Below are 17,181 nucleotides of genomic sequence, written 5' to 3'. Positions count from 1 at the left end.
CTCCGCTTGTTGTCCTCTGTTGCTGTTCATGTCTATGTCTGTTCAGCCCTGTTCCGCTCCGGCCGGCAGCTCCCGCTCCAATGGAAAAGAAATCGTCACCTTCGTGCCGCCTTCCTCCCGGACATCGAACGCGACCCCGGACGTTTCCCCGAAATAAAGCCGCAGCTTATCTCTCACATTGCGAATGCCGTAGCCGATATCCGTCGTGTCGCCGTTCAAGCGGTCAAGCAGATCCATGCTCATGCCGACGCCGTCGTCCTCAATGACAAACACGGCATGCCCATTCTGAAGACGCGACCGGATCGCGATAAAGCCGGACTTGTCCCGCTTCTCCCGAATGCCGTGCTGAATCGCGTTTTCCACAATCGGCTGCAAAATCAGCTTAACCGTCTTATGCCGAAGCAGCTCGGGATCCGCCTCGATCGAAAACTGAATATTGCCGCCAAAGCGCCGGCTTTGAATATGCAAGTACGTCCGGACATGCTCCAGCTCGTCCGCGATCGGGATAATATCCCGCCCTTGGCTTAAGCTCAGCCGGAAAAAATCCGACAGCTGGCCGGCCACCTCGCTTATATCGCGCGCCCCTTTCTCCATCGCCATCCAATGGATCAAATCAAGCGTGTTATATAGAAAATGCGGATTAATCTGCGCGTGCAGCGCTTGAAGCTGCGCCTCCCGCTTCTCCGATTCGGACTTGTATTTCTCCTCGATCAGCTGGCGCATATTGACGCTGAGCCGGTTTAGATGGGTTTGCAGGACGCCGATTTCGTCATGCGAGGTGACGGCCGTCTGCGAGTCCCAGTTCTCCGTCTCGATCTTCTTAATCTGCTGAAGCAGCGGGCCGATTCTTCGCGTCAGCCCCTCCGAGAAGGCAATGGCCATGATCGCTCCGAAAAAACAGACGATAACAAATAAAGCAAACAGCTGATACGACCACGATCTGCTCTCCGCGTATATTTCATCCTTCGGAATATGCGCAACCAGCTGCCAGTTGGAGCCCTCGATCGGCGTGCTGCTTACGATATACGACTGCGGGTCAATGTCCGCGACCATTTGACCGGTGTCGGCCGGGTCGCTTCCCGAGACGATGCGGTTGTCCCGGTCGGTCAAATACACTTTTCCGTCCTTCGTAATTTGCGTTTCCTTAATGATGTCCTGCAGCTTCTCCTCCAAAATATCGAGAGACAGCACCGCCAATATGTCGCTGCCATAGCCTTCGGAATAAAGCACCCGGCTGCAGGTGACGACTTGCTGCTTGCCTCTTTCGCCCAAATAGTCGTACTCGTAGGTCGAGCGGCAGTACAGGCCGTCCGTCGTCGCGAGCAAGTCGCGGTACCATCTCTCGTTCTCGATGGCGGACAAAGCAAATATCGTCATATTTTCCTTGGTGTAGATATTGTTCGAATTGGCGAACAAGCGGATGCTGTATATTTCGCGGCTGTTCTGCACGGACCTTAGAATGTTCAATATTTTCTGATAATCGTCGATCTGACGGCCAAGCGGAATATCGCCTTTGCCCCGCTTCAGCGTATCGATCAGCTCTTGATTCATAAACAGGATGCCGGCTACGTCCTTGACGTTGCTCAGCTTGTAGGACAGGAAGGAGCTCGCCTGACGGATAGCTTTATCGACCGACTGCTCAACCCGCCGCTCCAGAATCTGCATCGTATTCTGATAAATGACGACGGAGACCAGACCGACGGTCACGATAATTAACGCCATAAAAACCAGCATCAGCTTCGTTTTGATCCGGGTGCGCGAAAGCCTGTCGCGGAGACTGTTCTCGGTCATCATAGCTCCTCCGGCAAGCTGTCCCGGTACTGGGACGGGATGACCCCGGTCAGCTTGCGAAATACTTTCGCGAAATAGTTGGCGTCCTGGTAACCGATCATCGACGCGACCTCATACAGCTTCAGCTTACGGTCCCGCAGCAGCCGCTTGGCATGCTCGATCCGGTACTGCGTAATATAATCGTTGATCGACACGCCCTTTTCTTTTTTGAACAAAATGCACATATACGTCGGGGCCAAATGAACATGGCTGGCGAGCGTATTGATGGACACGTCCTTGTTGTAGTTCTGCTGAATGTAGCGGATGATGTCCCGAATGACCGATTTGTCGCTCGAATCGCTCATATCAAGCGCCTCTTGAATCGCCTCCAGCCGCTGCAGCATAAACTTGCGGATCGAGAAGAGCTCGCCGGACACGAACATCGTCGCCCACAGCTGATCGTTCTCGAACTCCCACATCGTCTCCGAATAGATGCGGGTCATCGCCACGTACCAGCGGAACAGCTTCTTCCGCACCGCCTCGACGTCGAGAGGAGCGTGAAGCAGCAGCTCGTTGACCGTCTGATCGAGCCATTCCGCCGCGGCCTTCAGCTGCTTCTCCCGCAGCAGCTCCTCGAATTTGATGAACGCCTGCTTATCGAACAGCGCCGCCGAATAGTGGCCGGCAGCCAGGTTGCCGAACCATATCGTCGTGTGCCAGCCGCGGTAGAACCGGTGTGACAACGCTTTCAGCGCTTGCTCATAGGAGCCGCCGCAGCCGTTCAGATGCATGCAGGGCTCGCCGACGCCCGCAGCGGTCCCCCGCTCTTCTCTGCCTCGCCGCCGGGTCAGCCGATTCAGCCAGATGACCGACCGGTCGTCGTTGCGCTGCGAGGAAAGCGCCATACACGCAACCCCGACTCCATCGATGATCGCGGTCAGGACAGGCAAGCCGGCCTGCGCCGCCTCCGCTTCGGCCTCCTCCCGCCAGCGAAGCCTCGCTTCATTATTCTGAAAGCCGAACGCAGCAATCTGATAAGGGCCCTTGACCGGAAGCTTCGGATACAGCCGCTTCAGGTCCTCTTCGATCGTCGCGTACTCCGCCTCATATTCGGGCGTCAGCTTCAAAATCGTCTTCAGCAGCCGCTCGGCCAGCTCCGGCTTGCTCCGGTCGAATTGCTCGCGGATCGCGCTAAGCTCCTGCTGCTTCGTCCTTTCCCCCTGAATGGAGGCAACCGTCTCCTCCAGCAGCTTCGACAGCTCGTCCATTTGAATCGGCTTCAGCATATATTCGACGACTTGAAGCTTGATGGCTGATTTCAAGTACTCCACATCGTTGTACCCGCTTAAAAAAATAATGCTGCACTGCGGATCGGCCTCGCGGATCCGCTGCGCCAGCTCAATGCCGTCCATCCGCGGCATTCGCACGTCGCATAGGACCAGCTCGGGACGGGTACGCTCATACAGCTCGAGCGCCTCCACGCCATCCTCCGCTTCGCCGGCCACCTCAATGCCGAGGCGGCTCCAATCCACGAAACGCAGCAGTCCTCTTCTCGTCATCGGTTCGTCGTCTACCAGAATCGCCTTGATCATGTTAAACGCCCCTATCATCAGTTGTTAAATTATGATAGCAGAAAACCCCCTTATTGCCATTGGATGAATCCTGGCAATAAAGGGGGAGATTGCGCAAAGAGGCTAGCCTTTTACAGAACCGACAAGCGCGCCCTTCACGAAATGCTTTTGAAGAAACGGATACACAAGCAGGATCGGAAGCGTCGCCGTTACGATCGAAGCGGCGCGGACCGCTTCCGGCGCCTGGTTCAAGTCGCGGTTCAGGTCGATCTGCCCGGCGGTCGTCAGCACCTCCTGCGTAGAAGCGATCAATTCCTTCAAATATAGCTGGAGCGTCTTAAGCTCCGGCGACGTGATATAGATCATGGCGTTGAAGTAGCTGTTCCACAGCAGCACCGCATAGAACAGGCCGACCGTCGCCAGCACCGGCTTCGACAGCGGCAGAATTATACTGAACAGCACCCGCGTATTGCTCGCGCCGTCCAGCTTGGCCGATTCCTCCAAGCCTTCAGGCAGCGCTTCGAAAAAGTTTTTGACGACCAGCATATAAAACACGTTGATCAGTCCCGGAACGAACAGTGCCCACATCGTGTTGATCATCTCCAGCTCGCGCATTACGAGATAGGTCGGGATAATGCCGCCGTTAAACAGCATCGTGAACACGTAAATAAGCAGCAATGATTTCCGGAACTTCAAATGCGGCTTCGACAGCGGGTAAGCGGCCAGCACCGTCATCAATAAGGAGGCGAACGTGCCGATCAGCGTGACCAGAATCGTAATTTTGAACGAGTTCAAAAACTGCGTGTTGCCCAGCACCATTTGATAGGTCCCTACCTGAAAGTCGATCGGGAACACGGTGACCATGCCGGACACGACCGCCGCTTCGCTGCTGAACGATTTGGCGACGACGTTAATGAACGGAAACAGGGTGATGATGCCGAGGATACAAAAGAACGCGTAGTTCAATACCGTAAACAGCTTTTCGCCGAACGATTCCTTGATCGCGTTGCCGCTTCGTTTTGTCATTCCCATTACCAGATGCTCCTTCCGAGAAACTTTTTGCACAGCGCGTTGCCGGATATGACAAGCACAAAGGCGACGACCGACTCGAACATGCCGACAGCGGTCGAGAAGCTGTAGTCGGATGCGCCGATGCCGACCCGGTACACGTAGGTGCCGATGACGTCGGACACGTCATAGACGACCGGATTGTACATGACCAGAATTTGCTCCGTGCCCGCTTCGAGCATATTGCCGAGCCGCAAAATAAACATCAGCACGATCGTCGAGAAAATGCCGGGCAGCGTAATATGAAGCATCTGCCTCAGCCTGTTGGCGCCATCGATCTTGGCCGCCTCATACAGCTCGGGGTCGATGCCGGTAATCGCCGCCAAATAAATGATCGTGCCCCAGCCGATCTCCTTCCAGCCTTCCGTCGCGACGAGCAGCGAACGGAATACGCTCTGATCCATGAAGAAGGCGATCCGCTCGCCGCCGAGACGCTCAATTAACGTGTTCACGATACCGTCGTTGAGCGACAGCAGGTTCAGGAACAAGCCGCTGATGATGACCCACGAGATGAAATGCGGCAAATAGATAACGGATTGAATGATTCGTTTGAACGCCATCTTCCGAATTTCGTTAAGCAGAATCGCCACAATGATGGGCGCCGGAAATAAGACGACCAGCTTGTACAAGCTGATAATAATCGTGTTGGACAGCACGCTTAAAAACTGATCGTTAATGAACAGCTTCTCGAAATGCTTCATGCCCACCCAAGGGCTGTCCCCTATCCCTTTGAAAATACTGAAGTCTTGGAACGCGATCACGAGTCCGTACATCGGCGAATATTTCAACAGGAGAAGGAATATTAGACCCGGCACGAGCATGAAATATAAGTCCCAGTCTTTAGCAATCGTTTTCCAGGTACGCGCTTTGCGCGGTTTTTTGTTTTTGTCCGTGTCCGTATTCGTATTCGTATTCGTATTCGTGTTCGTGTTCGTATTCGTGTTCGAAACCGCCACTGATCCTCTCATTTTTTTGAGCTCCTTTAGCTGTGTATTCGGGCCGGCAGCCTTGCTTACGATTCATTATGGCCCTGCGGAGCCGGACGCGAAATATTGCAATCTTAACATTATAAAGAAAATCTAAAGGTTCTTCTCCGGTTCCATTGACAACCCAAAATGCGCGGCGCTACTGTAATAGGCAATTCCTCACTCATGGACGCAGCTGTCTTTTTTTCATCATGGGAGATGAGGGAATTCCACTTACCAGGAGGTTTGCCTGCATGAAATGGAAGAGATTGACCGCATCACTGGCAGCCGTTACGCTCCTCGTTCCGGCGCTTGGCCCGGGGGGCTATTCCGTCAGCGCCTCTGACTTCACCTACGAGCCGCTTACGGTGCCGAACGGCAGCTTCGAGCAAGCGTCGGACGGCTATCCGGGCTGGACGACGGTACCGGCCATGCCGGCCGAAGGCTTGCATGTCGAAATTCGCCAGGACCGCGCTTCGGAAGGCACCAACAGCTTGTATATGACGGACAGCACAGCGTCCAAATCGCTCGAGGTCATGAGCGAGCTGATCCCGATCACGCCGGGCGAAACGTACAGCGTCACCTCCGACATCTACGTCGAGGCGAAGAGCGTGCGCATGTATTTGCGGTTTAAAAAATCGGGCTCGAGCACCGATTTAAGCGGAAGCGCTAACACGGTGCTGGCGAACAAGGCCGGCGTGTGGGATACGGTGAAGCTGGAAGGCGTAGCGCCGGCCGACGCGGAGTTTGCGCAGATCACGTTCTATTACGGGGCGTCGGGCGTAGGAACGCTGGCGAACATTGACAATGTGAGACTGGAGAGGAAGATTGCGGCCGATCCGCTGGAGCTGGTCTATGACTCCCCGGTTATGATCGGCGATGCGGTCTCTTACGCGTTGTCGCAATCCGCCGCTTATGGCATAGGTCCTGACGGCAATTGGGAGCAATATGTGACGACAGTCGGGAGCCCCGTTTCCTTCCATGTCGTGGACGCCGTAACGGGCGAACTGAAATTTACGCAGCCGATCGCCGGCTCCTCCGATACGATCTGGGCGATCGCGAAGGGCTCGGACGGCAATATGTATTTCAGCTCCAACGGGGTGCTGTACCGCTATGTCGTAGCGGAAAGAAAAATCGAAGCGCTCGGCGAAAATCCGTCGAACAAGCAGGTGTTCGACCTGAAGGCGAGCAACGACGGCAAGCTGTACGGAGGCACTTATTCCAATACGAATATGGGCCGCGTCTTCGAATACGATATCGCCTCCGGCGAGTTTACGGATTTGGGCGTGATCAAGGAAGGCCAGCAGTATGTAAGAGGCCTCGGCGTGACCGACGACTACGTGTATGCGGGTATCGGCACGACGGCCCATGTCATGCGGATCAACCGCGAGACGAAGGAAATAACCGAGATCGTGATTCCCGGCATTTCCGGCACAAGCAAAACGATATCGGAGGTTGACGTATACGGGGGCAAGCTGTTCGCCTACAGCGGAGACCAGCTGTATGTGCTCGACGAGGCAACGGGGGCTTACGTGACGACGATCGAGTTCCAGACGAAGATCTCTCCCCCGTCGCCGCATCAGCCGAACCTGATCTACTACAAGCTGGATGGCGAGCTGTACACGTACGACTTGACCGCCAACGTGACGGCAAAGGTTGAGGGAATTCCGGAGCTTCCCGCCGATACGGCGGTGAAATCGCATGCGTGGATTACGCCGGACAGCGGTCCGTTCGCGGGCCGGACGGTGCTCGCCGGCATGGCCGCATTCGGCGAATCGTTCCTATACGATCCGATTAGGAACGAATACGCGGAGCATGCCGCCGATGTCCCGGCATCGCCAACGACGGTTAACGCTCTGGAGACGGACGGACGGTATTTGTACATCGGCGGCTACCAGCGCGGGATGAGCATCTACGATACGCAGACCGGACAATTTGTTTATAGCAACAAGGAGTTCCATCAGCCCGAGGGCATCGGATTTCTGGGCGGCGCCGTCTACTTCGGCACGTACAGCGGAGCCGTCATGTACAGGCTCGACATGAGCAAGCCGTTCTCCTACAGCGAGCTGGGAGGCGGCAATCCGGGCATGGCGCTGAACATCGAAGAGCTGCAGGACCGCCCGTTCACCATGACGGAAGGCGACGGCAAACTTTTCATCGGCACCTTCCCTACTTACGGCCAGCTTGGCGGCGCCTTGACCATAGCGGAAGAAACCGCCGGCGCGTCCGGGGTGGAATTGCGGGCGGAAACGTTCGCCAATATCGTGCCGAACCAAAGCTTATTCGGCCTTGCCTATCATGACGGCAAGGTGTTCGGCGGCACCTCCGTATGGGGCGGTCTCGGCGTGACGCCGACGGAAGCCGAAGCGAAGCTGTTCGTCTTCGATACGGCCACGAAGCAGGTAACGGCTTCGTTCACGCCGGAAATTCCCGGCGTAGACGGCGAAGTGAAGCTGATCGGCGAGCTGTCCGTCGGTCCCGACGGCTTGATCTGGGGTATTCTCGACGGATTCGTAAGCGAAAGCGCCGGTTATGACGCCGCCATATTCGCGATGAACCCGGATACTTTGGAAATCGTCAAAAGCAAAGTCGTGACGGCATCGCCGTACAACACGAGCAAATACCGCCCCTATTATATCCGCTGGGGCGAGGACGGGCTCATGTATACGACCATCGGCCGCAAGCTGATCGCGATCGATCCCGAGGATTTGCGCTCCGCCCAAGTCATTCCCGGCACGGTTAACCTCATGGCCCAGACCGCAGACGGCAGCCTGTATTACGCGCAAGGCAGCAAGCTGCACAAAGTGCCGGTACAGCTGGATCGCGCGGCGCTCACGGTTACGGCTACGAGATTCGAGGCAGGCAGCAGCGTCGACGCGTCCGTTCAAGTGCTTCTGAAAAACGGCGAACAAGCCGCGCTTGGCGGCGCGACCGTCAGCTATGTCTCAAGCGATGAGGCTGTCGTGTCGGTTGCGGGAAGCAGGCTGACCGGCGTCGCGCCGGGAACGGCCGATATTTCGGCGACCGTGACGCTGGACGGCCGCACGCTGACGACAGAGACGGTTACCGTCACGGTAGCGCCAAGAAGCTCGGCCCCAGGCGGCGTTATCGTCGTGCCCCCTCCGGCTGACCCTGCCGCTCCTGTCGTCGAGGGCGATACGATTAAAGTGCCGGCAGCCGGCGCGGGCAAGCCGCTCGACCGCGAGCTGATTGCGGATCTGCTGAAGGAGCATGGCCGCGTCGTCATTGACAGCGAAAGCGGCGCGCTTCTGCCGCTTACGCCGCTTGCGGAGGCGGAGGCGTCCTCCGTCATCGATGTGCAGGTTGGCGGAGCTGCGTGGACCTTGCCAATAAGCAGCTTCCCGTTCGATCGTTGGAGCTCCGCTATCGGGAAGCCTGCTGACGAGATTTATGCGCGAGTGGAAGTGGAGTTGGCGGCGGATGCTGGTGATTCGTCGGGTTCGAGTGATGCGTCCCTCCTGTCGCCCGTTTACACCTTCTCGCTGTCCTTGGTCGACAAGGACGGCAAGGTGCTGCTGACGCCGGATGCCAGCGAGCTTTATTCGGAGCGCAGATTCCCTCTGCCGGAGACGGACTTAGCTGGCGCGGTGCTGATGCGGATCGATCCGATGAACGGAGCTCTGCGGCATGTTCCAAGCCGCCTTACGGACTTAGATTCGGATTCGGAATCGGATTCGGAGGCACGGTTCTGGAGCAGCGGCAGCGGCAGCTACGCCTTTGTCCAAGCCGGCCAGCCTCGCTTCGGCGACACAGGCGGACACTGGGCGGATGCCGCGATTCATCGTATGGCGGGCCGCTCTATCGTAAACGGCATAAGCGAGAGCAGCTTCGAGCCGCAGCGCGACATCTCCCGCGCCGAGCTGGCGGCGCTGTTCAACCGCGGCATCGGCCTGCTGCCAAGCGATACGATTGAGAGCGGCTTATCCGACCTCAGCGGCTCGGAATGGTTTGCCGGCGAGATCGGCGCCGCCGTAAGCGCCGGCGTCATTAGCGGCTACACGGACGGCACGTTCAAGCCGGACCGCCCTGTCACCCGAGCGGAAGCGGCCGCAATGATCGGCAAAGCGCTGGCGTTAGCCGGCCATTCGGCGGACGTGTCCGATGCCGAAGCGGTGCTGGCGCCGTTCGCGGACGCAGACAAAGCCGGCGAATGGGCGCTCCCTTGGCTGGCATTGGCCGTGGGCGAAGGCCTTATGCACGGGCGCGGCGACGGCTCCCTCCAGCCGGATGCCTACATTACGCGCGCGGAAGCGGCCGTCCTGCTGGAGCGGATGCTTCAGCTAGCCGGATATATAAACTAGCCTGCTTCATCGCCGAAAAGGCCGTTCCTCTGCCCTGTGGCAGCTGGAACGGCCTTTTTTTAATGGCTAAAACGATTCACCCTGTTAATGACCGAAGAAGGCCAACTGGATGAAGAAGAGAACCGCGAACAAGTAGAAGATCGGATGCACTTCGCGCCATTTGCCGCGCACCGCCTTCAGAATCGGGTATGCGATGAAGCCGACGCCGATTCCTGTCGCGATGCTGTACGTAAGCGGCATCAGCACAATGATCAGGAATGCGGGGAACACGACGTCGAAGTCGCCCCAATCGATTTTGGACACGACGCTGATCATCAAGAAGCCGACAATAATGAGCGACGGGGCCGTAATGGCCGGGATAGCCGCAAGCACCGAGACGACCGGCGAGAAAAATAACGTGAGGCCGAGAAGCACGCTGACCGTCACCGCCGTCAGTCCTGTTCTGCCGCCTACCGCGACGCCTGCGCTCGATTCGATATAAGCCGAGGTTGGGCTTGTCCCCAGCGCCGCCCCTGCTGTTGTGCCCAGCGCATCCGCCAGCAGCGCTCCGCGCGAACGCGGGAACTTGCCGTCTTTCGTTAAGCCGGCCTGCTCGGCAACCCCAAGCATCGTGCCCGTCGTATCGAACAGCGTAATGAGCAGGAACGTAAAGATGACCGCATACAACCCGTGCGAGAACACGCCGCCGATATCCATCTGAAGTGCTGTAGCGTTCAGTCCGCTAGGCATCGCAACAACCCGTTCCGGCAATTCTATTAACCCCATAAAATACGCGATAATCGCCGTAATGATCATCCCGATGAACAAGTAGCCTTTCACCCGGTAGGACATCAGAATAAGCGAGATTGCAAGACCGATAATCGTAAGAAGCGTCATCGGCGCCGTCAAGTCGCCAAGCGTCAGCAGCGTGGAGGGCGAAGCCACGATGATCTTCGAATTTTGCAAACCGATAAACGTGATGAACAAGCCGATCCCCACTGTAATCGCATGCTTCAAGCTGGACGGAATCGCATCCAGCAGCATATAGCGGAACGAAGTGAGCGACAGCAATATAAAAATAATACCCGCCACGAACACGGCGCCAAGCGCGATCTGCCAGGACAAGCCTTCGCCGGCTACGACGCTGAACGCGAAGTACGCGTTAAGCCCCATCCCCGGAGCTATGACGATCGGGTAATTCGATGCGAGCCCCATCATCAGCGTGCCGACGATACTCGCCAGCACTGTCGCCACGAATACGCCATGAAAGTCCATGCCCGCCTGGCTCAGAATGCCGGGGTTGACAATGACGATGTACACCATCGTAAAAAACGTCGTAAGTCCAGCCAGCAACTCCGTGCCGACCGAGGTGTTGCGTTCCTTCAGCTTAAACAATGTCTCCATCCCTGTTGCCTCCACGATACGAAATGAAAAAAATCCCAACTACTTCAGGTATAGGATACGCTTAAATACGCGCCGCCTATACTCGTAGTCAGGATTGTTCGGTTCCTAGTAGAGACCCTCAAACCATATTATTGAGGTTATACGAGACATTAGTGCCTTTAGTAGATTACTCAATTCACGGGGAGATGTCAACGGTTTCTTCGATATTTTTGCATGAAATCACGAACGATCTTAATTATAAGGTTTGGAACATTCGTTAAATCGTTGTTTTTGCAAGCACTATTCCGTAATCAGCCCGTAAGCCGAAATCCTTCTGATGCCCCAAGACACCAGCATTGAGACGCCGTACGATAGGCCGATCAGTCCGACGCAAATGAGGGCGATTAGAGGCAAGTGAACGATAAAAGCGACCTTATGGATGCCCGCTCCGGACAATAGCAGCGTCAGCACCGAATTCGTGAACAAGCTGCCCAGCACGCCGCCGGCCAAGACGCCCGCGATGACGACCGGCACGAAGCTTAAAGCGATTTGCCGCATGAGCTGGAACGTCGTATAGCCGGTTGCTTTCAGAATGCCAAGCTCCTTTTTTCGCTTCACGATCATTTTTTTAATGACAAGATACAGAATAAGCGTCACGACCAGAATCGTGATGAGCAGAACGATCACCATGACGGCAAATACCGCAGAGATATAAATGCTGGTCTGCCCGTCGATCATCTCGTCCATGTCGACAACCTCCCCGACCTGGCTTCCGAACCGCTTTTTGATCTGCTCCATGAAGCCGGCGTTGTCGGCGCCGTCCAAATAGACGTTAATGCTCGTGCCCTTATAACCCGGCATAATGTGCTGCGCGCCCGGTATCGTAATATAAGCGGCCTGCCCCAAGTTGCTGATGGATTGGCTAAGTCCGGTAATGAGGTACGTATAGGAAGCGTCGCCCGCTTCCGCCACAATCGTATCGCCGACCTCCTTGCCCAGCATATCCGCTACGACCCAAGTCACGGCGATTTCATTATCGTATTTCGGGTAGCGGCCTTCGTACACGCTCTGGTTCTCCAGCTTGGCGAAATCGTCCGAGATCGACGTGAACACGGTCTCGCCGTCCAGCTTCATCGACGTCATATCGAGAATAACGGACTTCCGTACGCCCTCAAGCTTATTGATGTCCGCCATCAGCTTCCCGCTATCCGCGTCAGGAGCCGCATTGACGATCACGTTCGATGTCTCCGCGCCGACGAGATGAACGAACGCCGTTTTGTCCGAGGCGACGTTATAGTACAGAACGACAGAGAAGATGGAAGCGAACGTAATCGCGGCAATAATAACGGCGACCATCATATTTTGCTTCTTGTTCATGATCATCGCTTTGCAGGCAAGCAGGAGCTGCAGACCTCCAGTTGCCCGGTCGAGCGGGAACCGATTGCGAAGGAAGCTGTGCGTGCGGATGCCCCCGCGCAATGCCGTGACGGGCTGGAGCGAACGGATACGCGCGGACGCGATTAGCGTCACGGCCAGCACCGCCAGCGTCACAACAAGCAGGCTTGCCCCGTTCATACCGGCATCGAATTTCGTCTGCCAGATCAGCCCCGACAGCGTCGTCACGATGCCCCCGAAGACGGGAAGAACCCCGTAAGAGAGCGCCGCCCCAACGATTGCAGCTACCGCCGAAATCAATGTAAATTGCAGAGCGGTGGAAGCGATAATCTGCCTGCTCGTGTAGCCGAGCGCCTTCAGCACCCCGATATTTACGATGCCGTCGTCGATGCTATTCGTCACGCGGAACTGGATTACCATGAGGGAGACCAGCACGATGACGGCCGCGAACGCGACCAGAATCATCGCCACGACGTTGATCGTTATCGAGCCCACGCTTTTGACGAGCTCGCTGTCTCCCTGCCAGAAGAGCGGATTGTTCACGTCCATGCTTTTATCCGGGAACTGCTTATCGAAAGCCTGGCGAACCTCCGACGACTGATTCGTATCGTGAAGACCTGCCGAGATCAGCATGCCCGCCGCAGAATCCCCGGCCGACTCCATCAGCTGGCGATAGGACGCGTCCGGCAGAAAATATTTCATAATCCCCATATTGGGGGTCCCCATCATCGTTGTTTCGTAAAAGCCTTTGATCCGGTAGCTGAACGTCTGGCCCTGATACGTCATTTCGAACGAGTCGCCCAGCTTGTAGCCCGCGCTGGATTGAAAGCCCAGCGGGACGAAAATATCGCCGGCTTGGGCGGGGCCCTCCAGCTCTTCGACGGTCCGAATGGGTCCGAACGTTCTGTCCGCATCCGCATTCAGAAAAGCGGCTCCCAAGCTGACGTCGTTGTCCCCGTATCGGAATTTCACCGAGTTCATCAGAATGATGGCTTCTTCTTCCGTCGCCTTCACCTCTGAACGGTTATCGAAATAAGCGCGGTAATCCGGCTTGTAGTTGGACTGCTTCGTCATAATGACGATATGCGGCTCGTCCAGCTGCTCCGACTTCTCGTCGAAGAAGGCGCCCATCTTCGTCAACACCGTCAACCCGACATTCAGCAGCAGCGCGGCGATCACGATAAGAATGAACAGCGAGAAGGCGGCGCTTTTGCCGCTTCGAATATTGGCCGAGGTTAGATGCCAGATCTTCATCCTTACCACCCCATCTCGGCCAGGAATGCCGTCAGCTTCTCATGCCGCGCGTGCTGATGCTCGGGCCGGTAAGGATCGAGCCTTAAGTCGCCGCAGATGACGCCGTCGCGGAGGTATAAGACGCGGTTGCCGCGCAGCGCTGTTTTCAAATCATGGGTCACCATCACGATGCTTTGACCGTTCCGGTTCACATCGGTGAACACATTCAGCACGCTGTCGCTCGCCGCGGAGTTCAGCGCCCCGGTCGGCTCATCCGCAAATACGACGTCGGGGCTGTTGATAAGCGCCCGCACAATGCCCGCACGCTGCGCTTCGCCGCCGGAGAGCTGGGAAGGGAACTTGCCCCATGCCGCTTCCGTAAGCCCCACCTGCGCGAGAAGCTGCTTGGCCTTGGCCGCGATCGCTTTGCGGTCTTTGCTCACGAGCAAGCCGCTCGCCAGCACGTTGTCCAGGATGCTCATACTGTCGAGCAGATGAATCTGCTGGAAGACGAAGCCGCAGTTTTTTCGACGGAACACCGCCAGCTGATCATTGTTCAGCTTCGAAAGCTCCTGCCCTCCGAAGTGAATTTCGCCGAGCGTCGGCTTGTCCATCCCGCTGAGCGCATAGAGCAATGTGGACTTCCCGGAGCCCGAGCTGCCCATAATGACCGTAAAGTCTCCTTGCACGAGACTGATGTCCAAATTTTTGAGTGCATGCTGCTGTATACCGCCGCTGGAAAAGGTTTTGCACAGCTTCTCCGTTCGCAATAATTCGGTTGTTGTCATGGCTATTTCCACCTTCCTGAACCTTTCGGTTTCATACGAATAAGACTGTAATGTCGATTACAGCCTCATCATACCGCGGCAATTCTTATTTAATCTCTGTCTGATTCTTAACGGATTCTTAATTCTGCCTACGCAAGCGGAATGAACAGCGTAACCGTGAACCCGCCCTCGCGGTTCCGACATGCGATATCCCCCTGCATGCGCTGCATCAGATACTTCGAAATGTACAAGCCGAGCCCCGATCCGCTTCTTCCCTCCGCGTTGCTGCCCCGATAAAATTTGTTGAACAGCAGCGGCAGCTCGTCCTCCGGGATGCCTGGGCCGCCGTCCATAATATCAAGCTCCAGATATGTGCCGGTTAGGCGAGAAGTGATCGTAATCGGCGTATTCGCGTATTTGTAGGCGTTGCTCACGATATTGTCCAGCACCTGCTGGAGACGGTTCGCGTCCGTTACGATCATGCACTCCGGAATCGGGTCGCAATGGATCTGGTCGTGAATATTCACGCTGTTAATCATGTCGTATAAGATGGAGCTGAGCTCCTCGGCAGGTGTGACCTTGAGCTCGTTCAGCTCCTCCAGCGTCGCATGGAACATGTCCGTCACGAGCAGATTGATCTGCTCCGCCTTGGCGTAGATCGTGTTCAGCTGCTTCGCTGCTTTCTCGTCCGTAGCTCTAAGCAGCATCAGCTCGCTCACCGCTTTAATCGATGCGACCGGCGTCTTAATATCGTGGCTGAGGCTGGCCACCAGCTCCTTCTTGCTGCGGTTCGCTTCGTATTCGCTCTGTCTGGCGGCAGCCAGCTCCTCTCGCATAATATCGAAGCTTTCCGTGAACGCGCCGAACGGATTGTCGCGGCTCATCGTCAGCGGCACGTCCAGCTTCCCCCGCGCCACATTCGCCGCAAAAGCCTGCAGCTCGCGGAACGGACGGAAGATGGTGCGGTTGAGGAAGGCCGTGTACAGCGCGCACAGAATGGCAAGCAGGCTGAAAGCTATGATTATGACCGTTGCAAGTCTGTTCTTGATGGAGTTGAGCGTTTGCTGATCGTCATATTGGATGATCAGCTTGCCGACGGCTGCGCCGCCCACTTCGATGTCGACAATCGTATCCCGGTTTTTCAGCGCTTCGTTGATGGATGTCGTAGCGTTGGCGTTGGCGGTGTTCTGGTAGATCAGCTCCCCGTCGTTGTTCAGGACTGTTATGGGCAGCTTAACTGCGCTGAAGTCTCCGTCTTGAAGACTGCCCCAATGCCGCTCCACCATCTTCACCGCCTCATTCACCGCCACGACATCCACCTCGACCTCCGTATCGGTGCGTAGCACTAGGACGGATAATAGAATGCCGGCAAGAAAGATCGTGATCAGGGTGGCATAGATACCCTTCGTCCTCATCGCGTACCGTCCTCCAGCACATACCCCGTCCCCCAGACGGTCCGAATATACTTCGGCTCGTTCGGGTCCGGCTCAATCTTCTCCCGAAGGTGGCGGATATGGACATTCAGCGTACCGTCGCTCGTAATGGAGTCCTCCCACACGTTGTAGAACAGCTCTTCCTTCGTCACGACCTTATTCTTGTTCTTGGCCAGGTAACACAGCAGCTTGTACTCCAGCTTCTTCAGCTTCGTATCCACGCCGTTCACGCTGACACGGCCAAGCGCCAGGTCAATTCTCACCGGGCCGAACTCTAGGATGTCGGCAGCTTGGCCATTGCTGCTTCCGCTCCCGTACCGCTTCAGCACCGCCTTCACCTTCGCCAGCAGCACGCTGAGCGTATACGGCTTCTGAATATAATCATCCCCGCCGATATTAAGCGCGATTAGAATGTCATCGTCACTGGACCGCGCGCTAATGAACAGGATCGGAATCTGCGTCTTCTGCCTCAGCTTTTTGCACAATTCAAACCCCGACGCGTTACCGAGGTTAATATCTAGCAGGATGAGCGAGGTATCGTGCTCTTGGAAGAAACGTTCGCACTCCTCTGCGGTTGTTACGTAAGTGGTGTTCACTTCGAACATATTAAAGTATTCGGACGTCGTCTCCGCCAGCGCGAGCTCGTCGTCTACGATTAGGCAGTCGTATTTCATGGGTGTGTGGCTCCTAGTGAGGTTCGTAGTAAATAAAAGATATGTAGTACTTCCTTAAGATACCATGAGTGGAGGTAGAGGAAAATCATTTAATAAATTAGCGTTATCAAAGAAAAAAATCATAGCCTGAATGGCTATGATTTAGGATGGAAATGGTTCCTTTGCTTTGGTAGTCGTAGTAAATAAGTGTGCATTCTGAACATGTACTGTATGCGGGAACATGTGGGAGTTGTTTGGATTCTGTATTATATGGATAAAACCCTTGATTTATAAGGATTTTATCCATAGCGTATTGTTCGTTTTGTTTGAGATTAATTGCTTGTTGACGCTGTTCGTCAACAAGTAGTCAACAACCAAGTAAACAGGTCGAGTACAACGCTTCATCGCCCTTTTGTTGTATGTTGGGCTTAAGATGTCATAATACTTCTGATCCCTAGCGATAAAAAAATTAATGCACAAAGCCTACTCCTTTTATAATCCTCAAGTAGAAGATCCTTAAATTTTATTGGAGAGTGCATTCCAATTCAATTAAAAGATAAATGGCATAAAACAACGAAGGATCAAGTATTGAGATACTTGATCCCCATTAGGGAAATTAACCTGCAAAGTATAAATTCAATA

Annotated in this window: 10 protein-coding genes and 1 riboswitch; of the genes, 1 reads left to right on the top strand and 9 read right to left on the bottom strand. The window is 55.5% G+C overall.

Annotated features, from left to right (window positions below):
- Positions 1–42 precede the first annotated feature (42 nt).
- The 4 genes from D3P08_RS00560 to D3P08_RS00545 form a co-directional block, all read right to left on the bottom strand.
- Positions 43–1,791, bottom strand: a complete 1,749-nt coding sequence (locus D3P08_RS00560; RefSeq protein ID WP_162848312.1) for a cache domain-containing sensor histidine kinase — start codon at positions 1,789–1,791, stop codon at positions 43–45.
- On the bottom strand, positions 1,791–3,362 hold the full coding sequence (locus tag D3P08_RS00555; RefSeq protein WP_162848311.1) for a response regulator: 1,572 nt from the start codon (positions 3,360–3,362) through the stop codon (positions 1,791–1,793). Before D3P08_RS00555 ends, D3P08_RS00560 begins: the two co-directional genes overlap by 1 nt.
- Before the next feature lie 102 nt (positions 3,363–3,464).
- Complete coding sequence (locus D3P08_RS00550; protein ID WP_119597490.1) at positions 3,465–4,373, bottom strand: carbohydrate ABC transporter permease; 909 nt, start codon at positions 4,371–4,373, stop codon at positions 3,465–3,467.
- Positions 4,373–5,377 (bottom strand): ABC transporter permease, encoded by a 1,005-nt coding sequence (locus D3P08_RS00545; RefSeq protein WP_119597489.1) that lies wholly within the window; start codon positions 5,375–5,377, stop codon positions 4,373–4,375. Before D3P08_RS00545 ends, D3P08_RS00550 begins: the two co-directional genes overlap by 1 nt.
- Before the next feature lie 251 nt (positions 5,378–5,628).
- Here D3P08_RS00545 and D3P08_RS00540 point away from each other — a divergent pair, with 251 nt between their 5' ends.
- The gene (locus tag D3P08_RS00540) at positions 5,629–9,696 is read left to right on the top strand and encodes an S-layer homology domain-containing protein (protein WP_162848310.1); all 4,068 of its coding nucleotides are present in this window, start codon (positions 5,629–5,631) and stop codon (positions 9,694–9,696) included.
- Between the two features lie 84 nt (positions 9,697–9,780).
- Here the strand turns inward: D3P08_RS00540 and D3P08_RS00535 are convergent, their stop codons facing one another.
- From D3P08_RS00535 to D3P08_RS00515, 5 genes are all read right to left on the bottom strand, one after another.
- Positions 9,781–11,079 carry an NCS2 family permease gene (locus D3P08_RS00535; protein ID WP_119597487.1) on the bottom strand — a complete coding sequence of 433 codons (1,299 nt, stop codon included), beginning with the start codon at positions 11,077–11,079 and terminating at the stop codon, positions 9,781–9,783.
- A gap of 65 nt (positions 11,080–11,144) precedes the next feature.
- Positions 11,145–11,244: riboswitch (purine riboswitch) on the bottom strand.
- Positions 11,245–11,358: 114 nt separating this feature from the next.
- On the bottom strand, positions 11,359–13,707 hold the full coding sequence (locus tag D3P08_RS00530) for an ABC transporter permease (RefSeq protein WP_119597486.1): 2,349 nt from the start codon (positions 13,705–13,707) through the stop codon (positions 11,359–11,361).
- A 2-nt stretch (positions 13,708–13,709) separates the two neighbouring features.
- Entirely contained in the window at positions 13,710–14,474 is a 765-nt protein-coding gene (locus D3P08_RS00525) for an ABC transporter ATP-binding protein (RefSeq protein ID WP_119597485.1), read from the bottom strand.
- A 128-nt stretch (positions 14,475–14,602) separates the two neighbouring features.
- On the bottom strand, positions 14,603–15,868 hold the full coding sequence (locus D3P08_RS00520; RefSeq protein ID WP_119597484.1) for a HAMP domain-containing sensor histidine kinase: 1,266 nt from the start codon (positions 15,866–15,868) through the stop codon (positions 14,603–14,605).
- Positions 15,865–16,560, bottom strand: a complete 696-nt coding sequence (locus tag D3P08_RS00515) for a response regulator transcription factor (protein ID WP_119597483.1) — start codon at positions 16,558–16,560, stop codon at positions 15,865–15,867. Before D3P08_RS00515 ends, D3P08_RS00520 begins: the two co-directional genes overlap by 4 nt.
- Between the last annotated feature and the right edge of the window lie 621 nt (positions 16,561–17,181).

The sequence above is a fragment of the Paenibacillus nanensis genome (genome assembly GCF_003583765.1).
Taxonomy (GTDB): domain Bacteria; phylum Bacillota; class Bacilli; order Paenibacillales; family Paenibacillaceae; genus Pristimantibacillus; species Pristimantibacillus nanensis.
This window is presented reverse-complemented; position numbering and strand designations above follow the sequence as displayed.

Excerpts from the sequence above, each read along its gene's own strand:
- D3P08_RS00560 (WP_162848312.1), bottom strand. The coding sequence starts at position 1,791 with ATGACCGAGAACAGTCTCCGCGACAGGCTTTCGCGCACCCGGATCAAA.
- D3P08_RS00520 (WP_119597484.1), bottom strand. The coding sequence starts at position 15,868 with ATGAGGACGAAGGGTATCTATGCCACCCTGATCACGATCTTTCTTGCC.
- D3P08_RS00545 (WP_119597489.1), bottom strand. The coding sequence starts at position 5,377 with ATGAGAGGATCAGTGGCGGTTTCGAACACGAATACGAACACGAACACG.
- D3P08_RS00555 (WP_162848311.1), bottom strand. The coding sequence starts at position 3,362 with ATGATCAAGGCGATTCTGGTAGACGACGAACCGATGACGAGAAGAGGA.
- D3P08_RS00550 (WP_119597490.1), bottom strand. The coding sequence starts at position 4,373 with ATGGGAATGACAAAACGAAGCGGCAACGCGATCAAGGAATCGTTCGGC.
- D3P08_RS00540 (WP_162848310.1), top strand. The coding sequence starts at position 5,629 with ATGAAATGGAAGAGATTGACCGCATCACTGGCAGCCGTTACGCTCCTC.
- D3P08_RS00530 (WP_119597486.1), bottom strand. The coding sequence starts at position 13,707 with ATGAAGATCTGGCATCTAACCTCGGCCAATATTCGAAGCGGCAAAAGC.
- D3P08_RS00525 (WP_119597485.1), bottom strand. The coding sequence starts at position 14,474 with ATGACAACAACCGAATTATTGCGAACGGAGAAGCTGTGCAAAACCTTT.
- D3P08_RS00515 (WP_119597483.1), bottom strand. The coding sequence starts at position 16,560 with ATGAAATACGACTGCCTAATCGTAGACGACGAGCTCGCGCTGGCGGAG.
- D3P08_RS00535 (WP_119597487.1), bottom strand. The coding sequence starts at position 11,079 with ATGGAGACATTGTTTAAGCTGAAGGAACGCAACACCTCGGTCGGCACG.